Genomic DNA, 16,022 nt, shown 5'->3' on the forward strand with positions numbered 1-16,022 from the left:
GTGGGGCTCAGGCGCAAGGGTTCAGGGGGCGAGGCGGTCGAGCTCCAGGTTGAGCATCAGCACATTCACCCGCGGCTCCCCCAGCAGCCCCAGGCTGCGGCCTTTGGTGTGGCGGCGCACCAGCTGGCGCAGCTGGTCGGGGCTGAGGCGGCGCGCCGCACTCACCCGCTCGATCTGCTGCGCCGCCGCGCCGGGCGAGAGATGGGGATCAAGGCCAGAGCCTGAGGCATAGAGAAGATCGGCAGCCGGTGGGCGGAGCCCGGCGGCTTGCAGCAGCTCCGCGCCCTCACGCACCCGCGTTGCCAGCGCCGGGTTGGTGGGACCCAGGTTGCTGGGGCTGGAGCTGGGTGCCCCTGGCCCCGTGCTGTAAGCGATGGCACTGGGGCGGCCCCAGAAGTAGCGCGCGCTGGCGAAGGGCTGGCCGATCAGGGCCGAGCCCACCACCCGGCCCTCCAGCCGCAGCAGCGAACCATTGGCCTGGGCGGGGAACAGCCCCTGGCCGATCATTAGCAGCGGCAGGGTGTAGAGCACCACGCTGATCAACCAAAGGGCCGCCGTGAGCCGCAGGGCGCGCAGGGCGTCGCGAAGCAGGGACATCAGAAGGTCTCCGGCTGAAAGATCACCACGAACAGATAGATCGACAGCGCCACGGTGCCGCTCAGCAGCAACGACAGCGCGCCCGTCTGCAGCGGTGGGTGGAAGCTGCGCACCAGTGCGGAGGCCGCCACCGCACCAGCGGCCAGCAGCAACGGGATCCAGAAGATCGGTCGGGTCAGGAACATCGCAGGAGCCTCAGATCAGAGAGAACGAACACGGGGGCGGGATTGGAAGACAAACGCTGGGTGTGAATGGCGATGGCGGAATCAGACCAGGCGCAGTGACGTGAGCGCCAGGTCGATCGCCTTGATGCCCACGAACGGCACCACCAGACCGCCGAGTCCGTAGACGAGCAGGTTGCGCCGCAGCAGCGTTTCCGCCGAATCCGGGCGGAACGCCACCCCTCGCAGGGCCAGGGGCACCAGGGCGGGAATGATCACGGCGTTGAACACCATCGCCGAGAGGATTGCGGAGTGGGGGCTCTGCAACTGCATCAGATTGAGCGGCCCGAGCCCCACACCACCGAACAGGGCCGGCAGGATCGCGAAGTACTTGGCCACGTCGTTGGCGATCGAAAACGTGGTGAGCGCCCCGCGGGTGATCAGCAGCTGCTTGCCGATCGTCACGATGTCGATCAGCTTGGTGGGATCGCTGTCCAGATCCACCATGTTGGCCGCCTCCTTGGCGGCCTGGGTGCCCGAGTTCATCGCCACGCCCACGTTGGCCTGGGCCAGGGCCGGGGCGTCGTTGGTGCCGTCGCCGGTCATCGCCACCAGCTTTCCGAGCCGCTGTTCCGCCTGGATCACGGCAATCTTGTCTTCCGGGGTGGCCTCGGCGATGAAGTCGTCGACGCCGGCTTCGCGGGCGATCACCCCGGCGGTGATCGGATTGTCGCCGGTGAGCATCACGCTGCGGATGCCCATGCGCCGCAGCTGATCGAAGCGTTCGCGCATGCCCGGTTTGATGATGTCCTTGAGGTAGACCACGCCGTAGATGGTGTCGCCACGGCACACCGCCAGCGGCGTGCCCCCCAGCCGCGACACCTGCTCAAAGGCCTCATCCAGCCCGCCGGGTACCTGGCCGCCACGGGACCGCACGAACCCCTTGATGGCATCCACCGCCCCCTTGCGCAGTTCGGTGCCATCGGCCAGATCGGTGCCGCTCATGCGGGTGCGGGCGGAAAACTCCAGGCCGATGGCGCCCGCCGCGTCGAATCCCGCGCTCACACCGAGCTTCTCGGCCAGCCGCACGATCGATTTACCCTCGGGCGTGTTGTCAAAGCCACTGGCACCGAGGGCGACGGCAGCGAGCTCCGCCTCGCTGTGCCCACCCACCGGCAGGAACGCCTCCGCCAGGCGGTTGCCCAGGGTGATCGTGCCGGTCTTGTCGAGCACCAGGGTGTTGATGTCGCCGCAGGCCTCCACCGCCCGGCCGGACGTGGCGATCACGTTGAACTGCGCCACCCGGTCCATGCCGGCGATGCCGATGGCGCTGAGCAGGCCGCCGATCGTGGTGGGAATCAGGGCCACGAGCAGGGCCACCAGGACCACCACCGGAGTGGGCCCGCCGATGTAGGCCGCCACGGGCGGCAGGGTGGCCACCGCGATCAGGAACACCTGGGTGAGCACGGCCAGCAGCACCGTGAGGGCGATCTCATTGGGGGTGCGGCTGCGCTCAGCGCCCTCCACCAGGGCGATCATGCGGTCGATGAAGCCCTTGCCGGGATCAGCAGTGATGCGGATGGTGAGCTGATCGGACACCACCCGCGTGCCGCCCGTGACCGAACTGGCCACATCGGAGCCGGCTTCCTTGAGCACGGGGGCGGATTCACCGGTGATCGCCGATTCATCCACCGCTGCCACCCCACCCACCACCTCGCCATCGGCGGGGATCAGCTCACCGCTGCTCACCCGCACCTGATCCCCCTGGCGCAGGCTGCTGGAATCCACCAGCGCCTCACCGCCATCGGGCAGCAGGCGGCGGGCCTGGGTGCGCGCCTGGGTGCGGCGCAGGGCATCGGCCTGGGCCTTGCCGCGCCCTTCGGCGAGGGCTTCGGCGAAGTTGGCGAACAGCAGGGTGAACACCAGGATCGCGGCGAGCGCGACGTTGAAACCCCGACCCGGTGCCTCGCTGCTGAGGCCGAACAGCTGGGGCTCCAGCGTGGTGGCCAGGCACACGAGTGTGCCGCACCAGACCACGAACATCACCGGATTGCGCACTGTGTGGCGCGGATCGAGCTTGCGGAACGCTTCCACGCTGGCCCTGGCCAGAAGGCCCTGGCGTCGGGGGCGTTCGGTGTAGCGCCGCTGGTCGCGGCGGCCCCGCGGCATGCGCGGAAAGAAGGACTGTTGAAGGATGGTCATGGCAGGCGCAGGGCGATCAGCGAGGGAGCGAGAAGGCTTCGGCGATCGGCCCCAGGGCCAGCACCGGGAAGAAAGTGAGGGCGCCGAGGATCAGGATCACCACGGCGGTCACCAGCGTGAACAGGGCCGTATCGGTGGCGAGGGTGCCGGGCCCGGGGGGCACCGGGGGCTTGCGGGCGAAGCCGGCCGCCAGCTGCAGCAGCGCGAAGATCGGCAGGTAACGCCCGCCCAGCAGGCTCGCGACCGTGCTGAGGTTCCACCACCGGCTGTTATCGGCCAGGCCTTCGAAGCCGCTGCCGTTGTTGGCCGCCGCCGAGGTGTACTCGTAGACCACCTGGCTGACGCCGTGGAAGCCCGGATTGCTGATGCCCGCGAGGGTTGGCGCATCGGCCAGGGTGAGTGCCGCCGGCAGCAGCACGAACAGCGGGTGGATCAGCAGGATCAGGCTGCTCCACACGATTTCCGCCTTCTCCACCTTGCGGCCGAACAGCTCGGGTGTGCGCCCCACCATCAGGCCGGTGAGGAACACCGTGAGGATCAGGAACACCAGCAGGTAGGCGGCGCCGGTGCCCTGGCCGCCGAACACCACCTGCAGGAACATGTTGAACAGCGGCACCATGCCCCCCACGGGCATGAGCGAATCCATCGAGCCGTTCACCGCGCCGGTCATGGTGGCGGTGGTGATGGCGGCGAACAGGGCGGAGAGGGTGGCGCCGAAGCGCACCTCTTTACCTTCCAGATTGGGGCCGCTCAGCCACGGCGCCAGCAGGGGGTTGCCGGACTGCTCAGCCTGGATCGCCACCACGGCCAGGGCCAGCAGCAGCCCCGTGACCAGCAGCAGCAGCAGATTGGCCTGGCGCCGGTTGCCGAGAAAGCGGCCGAAGGCGTCGAGGGTGGCGGCCGGGATGGCCAGCATCGCCACCATGGCCAGCAGGTTGGTGAAGGGGCTGGGGTTCTCGAACGGATGGGCGGAGTTGGCGCCGAAGAAGCCACCGCCGTTCTCACCCAGCTGCTTGATCGCCTCGTAACCCGCCACCGGGCCCCGCACCAGGATCTGGGTGGCGCCTTCGAGCGTGCGCAGGCTCACCGGACCGCCCAGGGTCATGGGCACGCCCTGGATCAGCAACACCACAGCGAACATCAGGCTGAGAGGCAGCAGCACCCGTGTGATCGCGCGGATCAGGTCGCTGTTGAAGTTGCCCAGCGGGCGGCCGGTGAGCCCGCGGATGAAGGCCACACCCACCGCCAGCCCGGTGGCGGCCGAGGTGAACATCAGGAACTGGATGGCGCCGAGCTGGGTGAGATCGCTGAAGGTCTGCTCCGGCAGGTAGTGCTGCTGATCGGTGTTGGTGACGAACGAAATAGCGGTGTGCAAGGAGAGATCCCAGGGCACCGGCGGCAGCCCCTGGGGATTCAGCCAGGGCGGTTGAACCAGAAGCAGCAGCAGGGCCACGGCGGTGAAGCCGAAGTTGCTGAGCAGCAGCGGGCGCAGGTAATCCCAGGCCAGTTCGGCGGGCCGGCCTGGATCACCCACCCAGCGCAGCAGGGTGGATTCGAAGGGGGAGAGCCAGCGGTCCAGCCAGGGCTGGGGCTGGCCGTCGAACACCTGCCAGAGGTGGCGGCCCAGTAGCCGGGATGTGCCCAGCATCAGCAGGATCAGCAGGGCCACCTGTAGCCAGTCGGTCATCGGCGGTAGCGTCCGGCGCGGAGGACCCGATCACTGTCTTTGCCGCCTGCAGCTGGGCGCCACTAGCGGAGGGTATGTCGTTGAAACAAAGCTCCCTACCCATGGGTATAGAGGCTCTGGCCTCTCCCAGTCGCCAGGTGGCCCTGCTCACCGTTGCGGTGGCACTGGTGGAGCTGGTTACCCCGGTGCCGGTGGTGCTGGGTTATCTGTACGTGCTGCCTCTGTTGCTGTTGAGCGAGACGGCCCCGCCGGCGCGGATCTGGCGCTATGTGGCCCTCAGCTGTACCCTCACGCTCGCCAACCTGGTGGTTCCGCACATCACTCCCCCCGACGGCTCGGTGCTGACCAACCGGCTGATCGTCTGCGGCGCTTTGGTGCTGAGCGCCAGCCAGTGCGTGCGCATTCAGGCGTTGCAACGCCAGCGGCTGCAGCTGGAAGGCCAGCTGGCCGTGGCGGATCTGCGCCGGGATTTCGTGGCCACCCTCGCCCATGACCTCAAGACACCGATCCTGGGCACAATCGCCACCCTGCGCAGCCTGAGCAACCAAGGGGAAAGGCGGCACGACCCTCAGCTGCAACGGCGCCTGGCCACGATCGAGCGGGGCCAGAACCGAGCTCTGCAACAAATTCAGACGCTGCTGGAGGTGTACCGCAACGACGCCGAGGGCCTACGTCTGCAACGCCAGGCCGTGGACCTCACCCGCCTGGTGGAGGACGTGATCCGCGACCTCGCCGCCCTGGCGGAGGAGCGGCAACTCAGTCTGCAGCTCGGCTTCGGGGAGAGCTCCCAGCGTCAGCCCCACAGCCTCTGGGGCGATGGGGCCCAGCTGCGACGGCTGGTGGAGAACCTGCTGATTAACGCCATTCACCACAGCCTGCGGGGCAGCTGCATCCGGGTGCAACTCTCGGACCATGGCAGCGGCCATCGGCTTCTGGTGGCCGATGGCGGTCCGGGCGTGCCGGAGGAGGAGCTCCCCCGGCTGTTCCAGCGCTTCCAGCGTCTATCGGAGGAGCGGCCAGGCAGTGGCCTGGGTCTCTACCTCTGCCGCCAGATCGTCAGCGCCCATGGGGGATCGATCGGGCTGCGCAACCGGCCGGGCGGCGGGGCCGAAATCGACGTGGTGTTGCCGCAGGGAGAGCCCGAGGCTGCCGGAGAGGCCAGAAATGGGCGCTCGGCTCATTCGGCGGTGGAGGGTTGAACCGATGCGCGTGCTGGTGGTGGAAGACGACGAACTGTTCCGACTGGGGCTCGAGTTGACGCTGCAGGGCTTCACCGGCATCGAGGCAGTGACGGCGGTGGCAGATGGCGAGCAGGCGCTCGACCTGCTGCGCCACCAGGCCTTCGAATTGATCCTGCTCGACCTGGGCCTGCCGGGTCTGGGGGGGCTGGAAACCTGCCGCCGCATCAGTGCCGACCACCCCCGGATTCCGGTGCTGATGGTCACCAGCCAGGATGACCCTGTCTGGTGTCACCGCCTGGTACGCGCGGGAGCACGGGGCTACCTGCACAAGGGCATGGCGGCGGCGGACCTGCAGCTGGCGATCCAGTCGGTGTTGCGGGGAGCCTCGTGGTGGGATGCGGAGGCCACCGTCGCCCTGCGCGCACTGGGTGAAGCGGACGCCCTGGCCGCAGCAGATCGTGCAGCAGCCAGCTGCTCGCCGGTGGATGGCACGGAACCTGCCCTCGCCGGCAGCCTGGCCCTGCTGACTCCCCGGGAGCGGGAGGTGCTGGAAGCGATGGCACGGGGACTGAGCAACCGGGAGATCGCCGCCGAGCTCTGCATCAGCCTGGGCACCGTGCGAGTCCACGGGCACCAGATCATGCAGAAGCTGGAGGTGGCCAACCGAACCCAGGCCGTCCTGAAGCTGCTGCCCCGGCGGCCGTAAAGCGGTGAGCCAGGCGTCCGAGCACTGGAACTCCAGGCACCGCTGAGGCTGTGGGTACAACGGCGGTCCCCATGTTGAAGCCGCTTCCACCCCCGCTGCCATTGAGGCGTGCGCTTGTGGGCCGTGTCACGGTTCGCCTGTGCTTGGGGTGTTCCGTTGCCCTTGCTACGGGACGGCCTGATCGCCAGACACAAGCTTTTCAGGTCCTACCCGGATGGGCTGTTGCCGATGACACGACGTGCAAGCTCAGGGGACAGCCTGTCTGCCCTTGACACCTTCGATCACTTCACAACCAATCTGTTCGCTGGCATTCACCAGGCTGAACTGCGCCGTCTGGGGGTGGTCCTGCTGGCCGCTGGAGCAGGCCTGTTGCCCCTGATGGCAGGGTCGGCCCACGCCGCTCTGACCAAGGTTCCCACCAACGGCGCCGACACCCTGTTGATGCTGATGGGTTCAGCTCTCGTGTTGCTGATGACACCGGGCCTGGCCTTTTTCTACGGAGGCTTCACCCGCGCCAAGAATGTGCTCAACACGATGATGATGAGCTTCTTCATGATGGGGCTGGTCGGTGTTCTATGGGTGGTGATCGGCTACAGCCTTTCCTTCGGCGTGGGCTTCAAGAGTCCGTTCATCGGCGGGCTCGAGTTCTTCATGATGAATGGAGTCGGCGGTCCATTGGGTGATGCACCGCTCGCCGATGGCTTTGCGATCAGCGCCACGAGTTTCGCCCTGTTTCAGGGCATGTTCGCGATCATCACCCCGGCGCTGATCAGTGGCGCGCTCGTAGAGCGCATCAGCTTCAAGGCGTGGTTCTGGTTCACCCTGCTCTGGAGTGTGTTCATTTACTGCCCGATGGCCCACATGGTCTGGGGCGGCGGCTTCATCGGACCGCTCGGTTCCATTGGCGCCATCGACTTCGCCGGTGGAACAGTGGTTCACATCGCCTCAGGCGTGGCCGCTCTGGTTGCCGCAGCGATCGTGGGCCCTCGTAACGCCTTTCCCGATGCCACGCGCCCACCGCACAACGTGCCGTTCATTCTTCTGGGTGCGGGGTTGTTGTGGTTCGGCTGGTTCGGCTTCAACGGCGCCAGCTATTTCGCCGCTGCAGGAGCCGGCCTGTGTTTCGTCACCACCACCACATCTGCCTCAGCCGGGATGCTCACCTGGTGCCTGATCGAATGGTTCAAAGGTGGCAAGCCCACCGCCGTGGGCGCGGCCACAGGAGCCGTGGCGGGGCTGGTGGGAATCACCCCAGCGGCCGGCTTCGTCACGATCGGAACCTCCCTGCTGTTCGGCGCGCTGACTGCCGCAGCCTGCTTCATCGCCATCCAGATCAAATCCGCCATCAAGTTTGACGACTCCCTGGATACCTTCATGGTGCACGGCGTTGGCGGAACAGTAGGAGCCCTGCTCACCGGCATTCTTGCCGCAAAGGTGCTCGTTCCTCTGGATTACTTCCCCCTTTCCGCCAAAATCCTCGCCGAAAGCGGTAACTTCGGCCTGTTCATCGCCCAGTTCAAGGCCACAATTCTCACCTATGCCTTCGTTGGCGTCGGCACAGCCATCATTCTCTACGTCGTCAAAGCCACCTGTGGGCTGCGCCTTGAGGCTGATGATGAAGAGCGTGGCGTGGACATCGTTTGCCACGGAGAGGAAGCCTACGAACCAATGACGAATTAGTATTTATTTGGTAGCTTGGCACGATTGGCCAGAACCTGCCTAAACTCAGGCCTGGCTTCTTTCAGCCCAACCCCCAACCAGCGGCTCAGTCAACTCCCACGGGCACTTACCGCTGCGGCCATCGGTTTTTACCGATGGCCGTTTGGGTGGGCCATCCTCCAGTCCCTTCATCACCGCATTTCTGAGTCACCATGAAAAAAATCGAAGCGATCATCCGGCCCACCAAAATCGATGATGTGAAAACAGCCTTGGTGAATGCCGGAATCATCGGCATGACCATCACCGATGTGCGTGGCTTCGGCAGACAGAAAGGCCAGGTGGAAACCTATCGCGGTGCTGAATACACTATTGAATTCATCACCAAGGTGAAAGTGGAAGTGGTCGTCGAAGACGACAAGGTGGACACCGTGATCGCCGCGATCACAGGCCCTTCCCGCACCGGCGAAATCGGCGACGGCAAGATCTTCGTGCTGCCGGTGGAGGCTGTCGTGCGCATCCGCACGTCGGAATCAGGAGCGGCTGCGATCTAACGCTCTCCTCCAAAGCCGAGCGTACGATCCCCATCTGAACGCGTCTGAGCCGACCCTTGACCAAGGATCCACGCGGATCAGGCAGCCAGTCGCTCAGACGCCTACTGATCGGAGCTCCGCTTCCCACCAGCGCCCACGCCGAGGAACGGCTCACCAACGCCGAAGCTCTCGCCATCCTCAGCTCCGACGCCCTCTCCTCGGTGGCTTACGCCACCCAGGAGATCGTGCTGGTGCTGGGCATGGCCGGGGCCGCCGCCCTGCCGTTCACGTTGCCGATCACAGGCGTGATCGTGGCGTTGATGCTGGTGGTGGCGATCAGCTACAGGCAAACCATCAAGGCCTATCCCCATGGGGGTGGCTCCTACCGGGTATCCCACGACAACCTCGGGGTGATCCCCGGCCTCTGCGCCGCCGCTTCGCTGTCGATCGACTACACGCTCACCGTGGCGGTGAGCACGGCGGCAGGCATCGCCGCCCTCACTTCCTATTTCCCCCTGCTCGACGCGCTGCGCGAACCGTTGTGCCTGGTGGCGGTGGCCCTGCTGATGCTGGCCAACCTGCGCGGCGTGCGCTCCACGGCCCAGCTGCTGAGCCTGCCCACCTTCCTGTTCATGGGAACGGTGTTCACCCTGGTGGTAGCTGGCCTGATCCAGTGGAGCCAGGGGTCACTCACCGCTCTGCCGCTGGCCGAGCAGAGCCGGCTGCTGAACAGCGGAGACGGCGCCTCGCTGGCGGCGCTGGGGCCGGTACTGCTGATGCGCGCCTTCAGCTCCGGCTGCGCCGCCCTCACCGGCATTGAGGCGATCAGCGACAGCGTGATGGCGTTCAAGCCGGTGGAGTGGCGCAATGCCCGCCGCGTGCTCACCGTGATGGTGATCCTGCTGGCGTTGATGTTCAGCGGCATCAGCGCCCTGGCCACCGAGCTGGGGCTGGTGGCGCAGGACACCGGCCCCACCCTCCTCTATCAGCTGGGAGAGCGCATCTTCGGCAATGGACCACTGCTGCTGCTGCTGCAGCTCACCACCCTGCTGATCCTGCTGCTGGCCGCCAACACCGCCTTCGCCGACTTTCCCCGCCTGGCCGCCTTCCTGGCCCAGGACGGCTTCATGCCGCGCCAGCTCGCCTCCCTCGGCGACCGGCTCGTGTTCACCAACGGCATCGTGCTGCTGAGCAGCTTCGCGGCGGTGCTGTTGCTGGTGTTCGACGGCAGCGTGACCCGCTTGATCGCGCTTTACGCCGTGGGGGTGTTCGCCAGCTTCACGCTCTCCCAAGCCGGGATGGTGATGCATTGGTGGAGGGGGCGCAGCGCCGCTGAGGGCTGGCGAGGCAAGGCGCTGGTGAACGGGCTGGGCTGCCTGGTCACCGGTTTGGTGTGCGGCGTGCTGCTGTTCAGCAAGTTCACCGAGGGGGCCTGGCTGGTGGTGGTGGGCGTGCCGCTGCTCGTGAGCCTGTTTCTGGCGATCAAGACCCACTACGGCCGCATGGCCCGCCGCCTCGATCTCAGTCCCGGCGCCCCGCTCAGCCTGCCGCCGGCCCCCGCCCAGGGCGGCACCCCGGTGGTGGTGCTGGTGGGCGCGCTCAACCACGGCAGTGCCGATGCGGTGCGTTATGCCCGCAGCATCGCCGGCCCCCTGGTGGCGGTGCATGTCGATCTCAATGGCAGCGGCGCCGAAGCCTTCCGCCAGCAATGGAGCCAGCGGCTGCCGCAGGTGCGCCTGGTGGTGTTGCCCTCCCCCTACCGCTCACTGGTGGATCCGATCACCTCCTTCGTGCACCGCTTCGAAGCGGAGCACAACAAACATCCCACCAGCTTCTGCACCGTGGTGCTGCCCGTGTACGTCACGCGCCGCCCCTGGGAGAAGCTGCTGCACAACCAGTCGGCGCTGAATCTGCGCCGGGCCCTGCGCAACGGCGGCACTCGGGTGGTCACCACCGTGGGCTTCTATCTCTGAGCCCACTCTGGGCCCGCCGGAATCTCCCTACCCTCGGCAGCAGCGCGTTCAGACCGCTCGATCCCATCACCTCTGGTTCCTTGCTCCTTCCTGCTCTGATCGCCCCCACCGCCCACCTCAGCCCTGGGGCGTTGTTCAGCCAGTCGTCGCTGTTCGGCTTCGGAATCGCCTTCAGCCCGCTGCACATCGCCGTGGTGGCGCTGCTGCTGCTCGGCCCTTTCCCGCTGCGGCGTTCCTTCGCCTACGTGAGCGGCTGGGCGATGGCCAACGGCCTGGCGATCCTCGCCCTGATGCTGGTGGGCGACCGCTTTTCCCTTGCCCTCAACCACGGCGAACAGGGACAGGTGGCGATTGATCTGGTGGGGGCGGTGGCCCTGCTGGGCATCGGCCTGTTCCAGCTCACCCCGGCGGCCGAGCTGGGCCACGAGGGCATGGCGGTGAAGCTGCTCAACCAGCTGCCCGATGTGCGCACGCCCTTGCTGGTGCTGATCGGCGCCACCAGCGCCCTGCTGACGCCGGAAAACCTGGTGTTCTATCTCAAGGAAGCGGGCCTGCTGCTGGTGAACCAGCCAGGGGTGAGCCGTGATCTGGAGCTCACCGGCGTGTTCGTGCTGGTGGCCAGCTCCCTGCTGCTGCTGCCACCGCTGGCCTGGATCGCCACCGGTGGCGGCATCCGCGAGCCGCTGCTGCAGGTGGAAGGCTGGCTGGTGCACCGGGCCGAATGGGTGGTGGGCGTGCTCGCCCTGCTGATCAGCGCCTACCTGGCCTGGGAAGGTCTGCACGGCCTGTGGATGCTGCAAGGAGCTGCGCCGCTGTGATCGCGACCGAGCCGCTGAGCACCCTGTCGGCGGTGCTGGTGGCTCTGGCCCTGGTGATCGTGGTCTCGAAGCTGCTGGGGCGCCTGCTGGCCCGCTTCGATCAGCCCGCGGTGATCGGCGAGATCCTGGGCGGCATCGTGCTGGGGCCCTCCTTGCTGGGGGCGCTGGCACCCCAGCTGCAGCAGGCGGTGTTTTCCGCGGCGGTGCTGCCCCAGCTCAACCTGCTCTCCCAGCTGGGCCTGATCCTGTTCATGTTTCTGGTGGGGCTGGAGGTGAACCCGGAGCATCTGCACGGCCGGTTGCGACTGGCGGCGCGCATTTCGCTGGCGGGCATCGTGCTGCCGCTGCTGCTCGGGGTGCTGTTGGCCGTTGGCCTGGAAAGCGTGCTGCCAGAGCTGTTGCCGGGCGATCGCACCCTGCCGGGCCTGTTGTTCATGGGCACGGCAATGGCGATCACGGCCTTTCCGGTGCTGTCGCGCCTGCTCAAGGAACGGGGGTTGCTGGGCCTGCCGCTCGGCCAGCTGGTGATCAGCTGCGCCGCCATCGACGACGTGGTCAGCTGGGTGCTGCTGGCGGCGGTGGTGTCGTTCACCCGCTCCGGATCGGTACTGGGCGCCCTGCCGGCATTGATCGGCACCCTGGCCTGGGCGCTGCTGCTGCTGCTGGGCCTCAGGCCGTTGATGCACCGGCTGGAGGAGCACTACCGGCGCGAGCGGCAGCTGAGCCCGATTCTGCTCTCAATGCTGTTCGCTGGAGCGATTCTCTCGGCCGTGATCACCGACTGGATCGGTGTGCACTACATCTTCGGGGCGTTTCTGTTCGGCCTGGCCCTGCCCCGCTACGGCCCGCTGCTGCGCCGCCTGCGGCTGCACATCGAGGATCTGGTGCTCACCTTGCTCCTGCCGGTGTTCTTCGCCATCAGCGGCCTCAACACCCGGATCGCGGACCTCGATCAGCCGCTGTTGTGGCTGGCTCTGCTGGCGGTGCTGGCCGTGGCGATCGGCGGCAAGTTCATCGGCTGCTGGGCAATGGCCCGCCTGGGAGGGTTGCCCCCCCAGCAGGCCCAGGCGGTGGGCTGGCTGATGAACACCCGAGGGCTCACGGAACTGGTGATCCTCAACGTGGCCCTGAGCCTTGGGGTGATCAGCACCACCCTGTTCACGATGATGGTGGTGATGGCCTTGGTGACCACCGCCATGGCCTCTCCCCTGCTCACCCGGCTGGGGATCAGCCCGGCAGCATCACCCGGTTGATCACGTGCACGATGCCGTTGTCGCAGACGATGTCGGCGGAGAGCACGGAGGCATTCTTCACCTCGAACGGCTCGGCGCAGCGGATCGGGATCGGGGCACCCTCCAGGCTTTCCCAGCTGGGCTGATCCACCAGCTCACTGCGGCTGAAGGCGCCGGAGAGCACGTGGAACTTGAGGATGCGCGCGAGTTGGGGCGGGTTGTCCACCAGGGTCTGCACGGTGCCGGGCGGCAGGGCGGCGAAGGCGTCGTCCACCGGGGCGAACACCGTGAAGGGGCCAGGGCTCTCCAGGGCTGCGGTGAGGCCGGCCACCTCCACCGCTGTAAGCAGGGTGGAAAACAGGCCGGCGCCTTTGGCGGTTTCGATGATGTTGGCCATGGCTGGGAGTGTCTAGCGGTAGTCCTGGGTTTGCACATCCCGGAGGCGGGCCTCAGGGCGGAGGAAGCGATCCATCTGGGCCTCGAAGAAGGCGCGGTTCGCCTTGAGGTGCTCCGGATCGGGATCATCGAGAGGGAACAGCAGGGCGCAGCGCAGCGCCTGGATCACCGCTGAGGTCACGTTGTACATGGAGCGCTGGAAGGTGATGCCCAGCTGCACGAGGATGTCGTCTTCGCCGCGCTTGTGGTTGCGGTAGAGCTCCACCAGATAGGGCGGCAGGAAGTGGAGCATGTCCTGCATCAGCAGGGTGGGCGGGATGCCGGCTGAACCCACCGGGAACACATCGGCATAGAGGATGCCGTAGTGGAAATCCGCCTGCTCCGACGGCACCTGATCAGCCTGGGCGTTGTAGCTCTTGGTGCCGCGGAAGGGGGCCGTGCGATAGAACACCGCCTCCACATAGGGGAGGGCCGCCTCATACAGCCAGGTGAACCCTTCCGACTTGGGGATGATCTCGATGCATTCACCACCGATGTAAACGTGGTGATAGATCGGCCGGCCTGCCACGGCAAAAATGCCGTTCACCAGGAAATCCATGGCGGCTGGCACACCAGAGAAGCCCCCTTCATCGTAGATGTCGCTCATCTCGAAGAACACCGGCGCCATCACCTCCCAGAAGAGGCCAAGATTGGCGTAGTAGCTCATCTTGCGCACCTGCTCCAGGAACATCTCCGGGAACAGCTTGTGCAGGCCCAGCATCAGTGGGTTGCCTTTGAAGAAAGCGAGGATCGCCCGCTCGGCGTTGGCCTTGTAGGCGTCGCTCTCGAGGTAGTCGTAGAAGCGGCCGCCCATGCCCTGGTGCCAGAACATGGCATCCATGCAGGCCTCCGCGAACTCCATGTTGATGCGGTCGTGCCAGAGGTGATGGAGCAGCTTCGGCAGCTTGCCGGCTTCGCCCTTCTCCATGAACTCCAGCAGCTCGGGATGGGCCGTGGCCGGCCCGCGCCAGATGCGCAGCTTGGAATCATCACCCGCGTAGGAATTGGGCAGATCCAGATACTCCTGACTCGGGAAATACTTGAACGCCGGCAGGGGATCGAGGAACACCCGCTCGGCGATGTAGAGCAGGTCGCGCCAGTAGAAATCCATCGGCACGGCATAGGCCTTGTAGATGCCGATGATCTGCATCAGGTTTTCCGGCGTATCCGGCAGCATCGAGCCGCCGGCTTCGAGCCGCTGCACCACCTCAGCGAAGGGGTGGGTGGAAGGGGGCAGGGCGGTGGCGGGAGTGGTGACGGTCATGGCCGGAGAGCCAGCGAGGTGGGCAGGTGCAGGGGCGCCAGCGGGGCGTGGAGCGCCGGGGTCGTCAGTGAAGGCAGGGTGGCGAGCGTTGGCAGGGCTGGGCTCGGGGCAGCCATCGCCAGGGCGTTGATCGGCGGGCGGGAGAGGGCGAGGGCGCTGGTGGTCTCCTCACTCCAGCCCAGCAGGATCTGGGGCCAGAGGCCCGCCAGGATCACCAGGAAGGAGAGGGCCAGGGCCGGCAGCCGCTCCACCCAGGTGGTGCTCACGTAGTCGGCGGTCTTGTTGTCGAGGCGGCCGAAGCCCACCCGGTTGAACAGGCGCACCGCATACACGGCCGTGAGGCCCGAGGCCAGGATGCAACCGATCGTGGGCAGCGGGAACACCGGCCAGCTGCCCTGGAACACCACCATCTCCGCCAGGAAGCCGGCCTGGCCGGGCACACCAGCCGCTGCCATCAGGGCCAGCAGCAGCAGGCCCAGGGTGAAGGGCAGGCCCCGGCTGGGGTTCATCAGGCCGGAGAGGGCGGCGATCTCGGTGGTGCCCGTTTTCGCCTCGATCTTGCCGACCAGGCAGAACAGCAGGGCCACGATCATGCCCTGGGCGAGGATCTGGGCGATCGCCCCCTGCAGGCTCAACGGCGTGGCGGCGGCCAGGGCCAGCACCAGCAGGCCCATGTGGCCCAGGGCACTGAAGGCCACCAGGCGGCGCATGTCCGTCTGGGCGATCGCGTTGAGGGCCCCATACAAGGCGCTGACCATGCCGACCACGGCAATCCACGGCGACCACTCGGCCCAGGTGTCGCCCAGCATGCCGATGCCGAAGCGCAGCAGGCCATAGGCCCCCAGCTTCGAGACCACCCCGGCCAGCTGCATGGCCACGGGCGTGGAGGCCTGGCTGTAGGTGAGCGGCTGCCAGCCGTGCAGCGGAAAGATCGGCATCTTGAGGCCGAAGGCGAGCAGCAGCAGGGCCAGGATCCAGCGCTCCGCCCCCTCCGGCAGCACCGCCTGGGCCATGTCGGCGTAGGCGAAGCTGAAGCCATTGCGGTTGAGCAGGGCCAGGGCCAGCACGCCCGCCAGCAGGGCCATCCCCGACACCGCGCCATACATCAGATAGCGGATCGCAGCGGTGGCACGCCGCTCGCCGCCCCACACCGCCACCAGCAGGGTGGTGGGGATCAGCGTGATTTCGTAGGCCAGCACGAACAGCAGGCCGTTGCAGGCCAGGAAGGCACCGGTGAGGCCCACGTTGGTGGCCAGCACCATGGCGTAGAAGAAGCGCCGCCGCGGCTGGCTGATCGGCGTGGCGAACACCGCCATGAAGGAAAGAAGAGCCGTGAGGCCGGCCAGCGGCAGCGACAGGCCATCCAGGCCCAGGTGAAGCTCCAGACCAAGCTGGGGCAGCCAGACCTGGCGGAGTTCCGGCACCGGGTGGCCCGCCAGCCACAGCAGCATCAGCAGTTGCACCGCCGGAGCGAACACCGCCACGCGACGGGGCCAGGGCCCCGGCAAGGGGGCGAGACAGAGCAGCAGTACAGCCGCCAGGGGAAGCAGCAGAAGGGTGAGCAGCATGGGAGGTCT

The 16,022-nt window shown here is 66.9% G+C and carries 14 protein-coding genes; 7 read left to right on the forward strand and 7 right to left on the reverse strand.

The window, feature by feature from the left end:
• Window positions 1–21: 21 nt before the first annotated feature.
• From kdpC to kdpA, 4 genes are all read right to left on the reverse strand, one after another.
• The gene (gene kdpC, locus KBZ19_RS01030; RefSeq protein ID WP_315856319.1) at window positions 22–591 is read right to left on the reverse strand and encodes a K(+)-transporting ATPase subunit C; all 570 of its coding nucleotides are present in this window, start codon (window positions 589–591) and stop codon (window positions 22–24) included.
• Window positions 592–596: 5 nt separating this feature from the next.
• Window positions 597–782 carry a potassium-transporting ATPase subunit F gene (locus KBZ19_RS01035; RefSeq protein WP_255099405.1) on the reverse strand — a complete coding sequence of 62 codons (186 nt, stop codon included), beginning with the start codon at window positions 780–782 and terminating at the stop codon, window positions 597–599.
• A gap of 81 nt (window positions 783–863) precedes the next feature.
• Entirely contained in the window at window positions 864–2,960 is a 2,097-nt protein-coding gene (gene kdpB, locus KBZ19_RS01040) for a potassium-transporting ATPase subunit KdpB (RefSeq protein ID WP_255099406.1), read from the reverse strand.
• Between the two features lie 16 nt (window positions 2,961–2,976).
• Window positions 2,977–4,647, reverse strand: coding sequence for a potassium-transporting ATPase subunit KdpA (gene kdpA, locus KBZ19_RS01045; RefSeq protein WP_255099408.1), 1,671 nt, complete (start codon window positions 4,645–4,647; stop codon window positions 2,977–2,979).
• Window positions 4,648–4,748: 101 nt separating this feature from the next.
• Between kdpA and KBZ19_RS01050 the strand changes: the two genes are divergently transcribed.
• The 7 genes from KBZ19_RS01050 (at window position 4,749) to KBZ19_RS01080 (ending at window position 12,767) form a co-directional block, all read left to right on the forward strand.
• Window positions 4,749–5,846: a sensor histidine kinase KdpD gene (locus KBZ19_RS01050; protein ID WP_255099410.1), complete on the forward strand. Its 1,098-nt coding sequence runs from the start codon at window positions 4,749–4,751 to the stop codon at window positions 5,844–5,846.
• 4 nt (window positions 5,847–5,850) lie between these two features.
• Window positions 5,851–6,534 (forward strand): response regulator transcription factor, encoded by a 684-nt coding sequence (locus tag KBZ19_RS01055; RefSeq protein ID WP_255099411.1) that lies wholly within the window; start codon window positions 5,851–5,853, stop codon window positions 6,532–6,534.
• A 228-nt stretch (window positions 6,535–6,762) separates the two neighbouring features.
• Complete coding sequence (locus KBZ19_RS01060) at window positions 6,763–8,214, forward strand: ammonium transporter (protein ID WP_255099412.1); 1,452 nt, start codon at window positions 6,763–6,765, stop codon at window positions 8,212–8,214.
• A 191-nt stretch (window positions 8,215–8,405) separates the two neighbouring features.
• Window positions 8,406–8,744 carry a P-II family nitrogen regulator gene (locus tag KBZ19_RS01065; RefSeq protein WP_255099414.1) on the forward strand — a complete coding sequence of 113 codons (339 nt, stop codon included), beginning with the start codon at window positions 8,406–8,408 and terminating at the stop codon, window positions 8,742–8,744.
• Window positions 8,745–8,800: 56 nt separating this feature from the next.
• Window positions 8,801–10,696, forward strand: coding sequence for an APC family permease (locus KBZ19_RS01070; RefSeq protein WP_255099415.1), 1,896 nt, complete (start codon window positions 8,801–8,803; stop codon window positions 10,694–10,696).
• A gap of 80 nt (window positions 10,697–10,776) precedes the next feature.
• On the forward strand, window positions 10,777–11,514 hold the full coding sequence (locus KBZ19_RS01075) for a GAP family protein (protein ID WP_255099416.1): 738 nt from the start codon (window positions 10,777–10,779) through the stop codon (window positions 11,512–11,514).
• Window positions 11,511–12,767, forward strand: coding sequence for a cation:proton antiporter (locus KBZ19_RS01080; protein WP_255099417.1), 1,257 nt, complete (start codon window positions 11,511–11,513; stop codon window positions 12,765–12,767). Before KBZ19_RS01075 ends, KBZ19_RS01080 begins: the two co-directional genes overlap by 4 nt.
• Here the strand turns inward: KBZ19_RS01080 and KBZ19_RS01085 are convergent.
• From KBZ19_RS01085 to KBZ19_RS01095, 3 genes are read right to left on the reverse strand one after another with little or no spacing between them, the layout of a single operon-like run.
• Complete coding sequence (locus KBZ19_RS01085) at window positions 12,742–13,143, reverse strand: fasciclin domain-containing protein (protein WP_255099418.1); 402 nt, start codon at window positions 13,141–13,143, stop codon at window positions 12,742–12,744. The genes KBZ19_RS01080 and KBZ19_RS01085 overlap by 26 nt on opposite strands.
• Before the next feature lie 12 nt (window positions 13,144–13,155).
• On the reverse strand, window positions 13,156–14,445 hold the full coding sequence (locus KBZ19_RS01090) for a CO2 hydration protein (RefSeq protein ID WP_255099419.1): 1,290 nt from the start codon (window positions 14,443–14,445) through the stop codon (window positions 13,156–13,158).
• Window positions 14,442–16,013: an NADH-quinone oxidoreductase subunit M gene (locus tag KBZ19_RS01095; RefSeq protein ID WP_255099420.1), complete on the reverse strand. Its 1,572-nt coding sequence runs from the start codon at window positions 16,011–16,013 to the stop codon at window positions 14,442–14,444. Before KBZ19_RS01095 ends, KBZ19_RS01090 begins: the two co-directional genes overlap by 4 nt.
• Window positions 16,014–16,022: the final 9 nt, after the last annotated feature.

This window comes from Synechococcus sp. L2F, assembly GCF_024345695.1.
GTDB lineage: Bacteria > Cyanobacteriota > Cyanobacteriia > PCC-6307 > Cyanobiaceae > MW101C3.

Bases quoted from the DNA above. Each gene is read 5' to 3' on its own strand.
- KBZ19_RS01055 (WP_255099411.1), top strand. From the start codon at position 5,851: ATGCGCGTGCTGGTGGTGGAAGACGACGAACTGTTCCGACTGGGGCTC.
- KBZ19_RS01060 (WP_255099412.1), top strand. From the start codon at position 6,763: ATGACACGACGTGCAAGCTCAGGGGACAGCCTGTCTGCCCTTGACACC.
- KBZ19_RS01085 (WP_255099418.1), bottom strand. From the start codon at position 13,143: ATGGCCAACATCATCGAAACCGCCAAAGGCGCCGGCCTGTTTTCCACC.
- KBZ19_RS01050 (WP_255099410.1), top strand. From the start codon at position 4,749: ATGGGTATAGAGGCTCTGGCCTCTCCCAGTCGCCAGGTGGCCCTGCTC.
- KBZ19_RS01095 (WP_255099420.1), bottom strand. From the start codon at position 16,013: ATGCTGCTCACCCTTCTGCTGCTTCCCCTGGCGGCTGTACTGCTGCTC.
- kdpB (WP_255099406.1), bottom strand. From the start codon at position 2,960: ATGACCATCCTTCAACAGTCCTTCTTTCCGCGCATGCCGCGGGGCCGC.
- KBZ19_RS01090 (WP_255099419.1), bottom strand. From the start codon at position 14,445: ATGACCGTCACCACTCCCGCCACCGCCCTGCCCCCTTCCACCCACCCC.
- KBZ19_RS01035 (WP_255099405.1), bottom strand. From the start codon at position 782: ATGTTCCTGACCCGACCGATCTTCTGGATCCCGTTGCTGCTGGCCGCT.
- kdpA (WP_255099408.1), bottom strand. From the start codon at position 4,647: ATGACCGACTGGCTACAGGTGGCCCTGCTGATCCTGCTGATGCTGGGC.
- KBZ19_RS01065 (WP_255099414.1), top strand. From the start codon at position 8,406: ATGAAAAAAATCGAAGCGATCATCCGGCCCACCAAAATCGATGATGTG.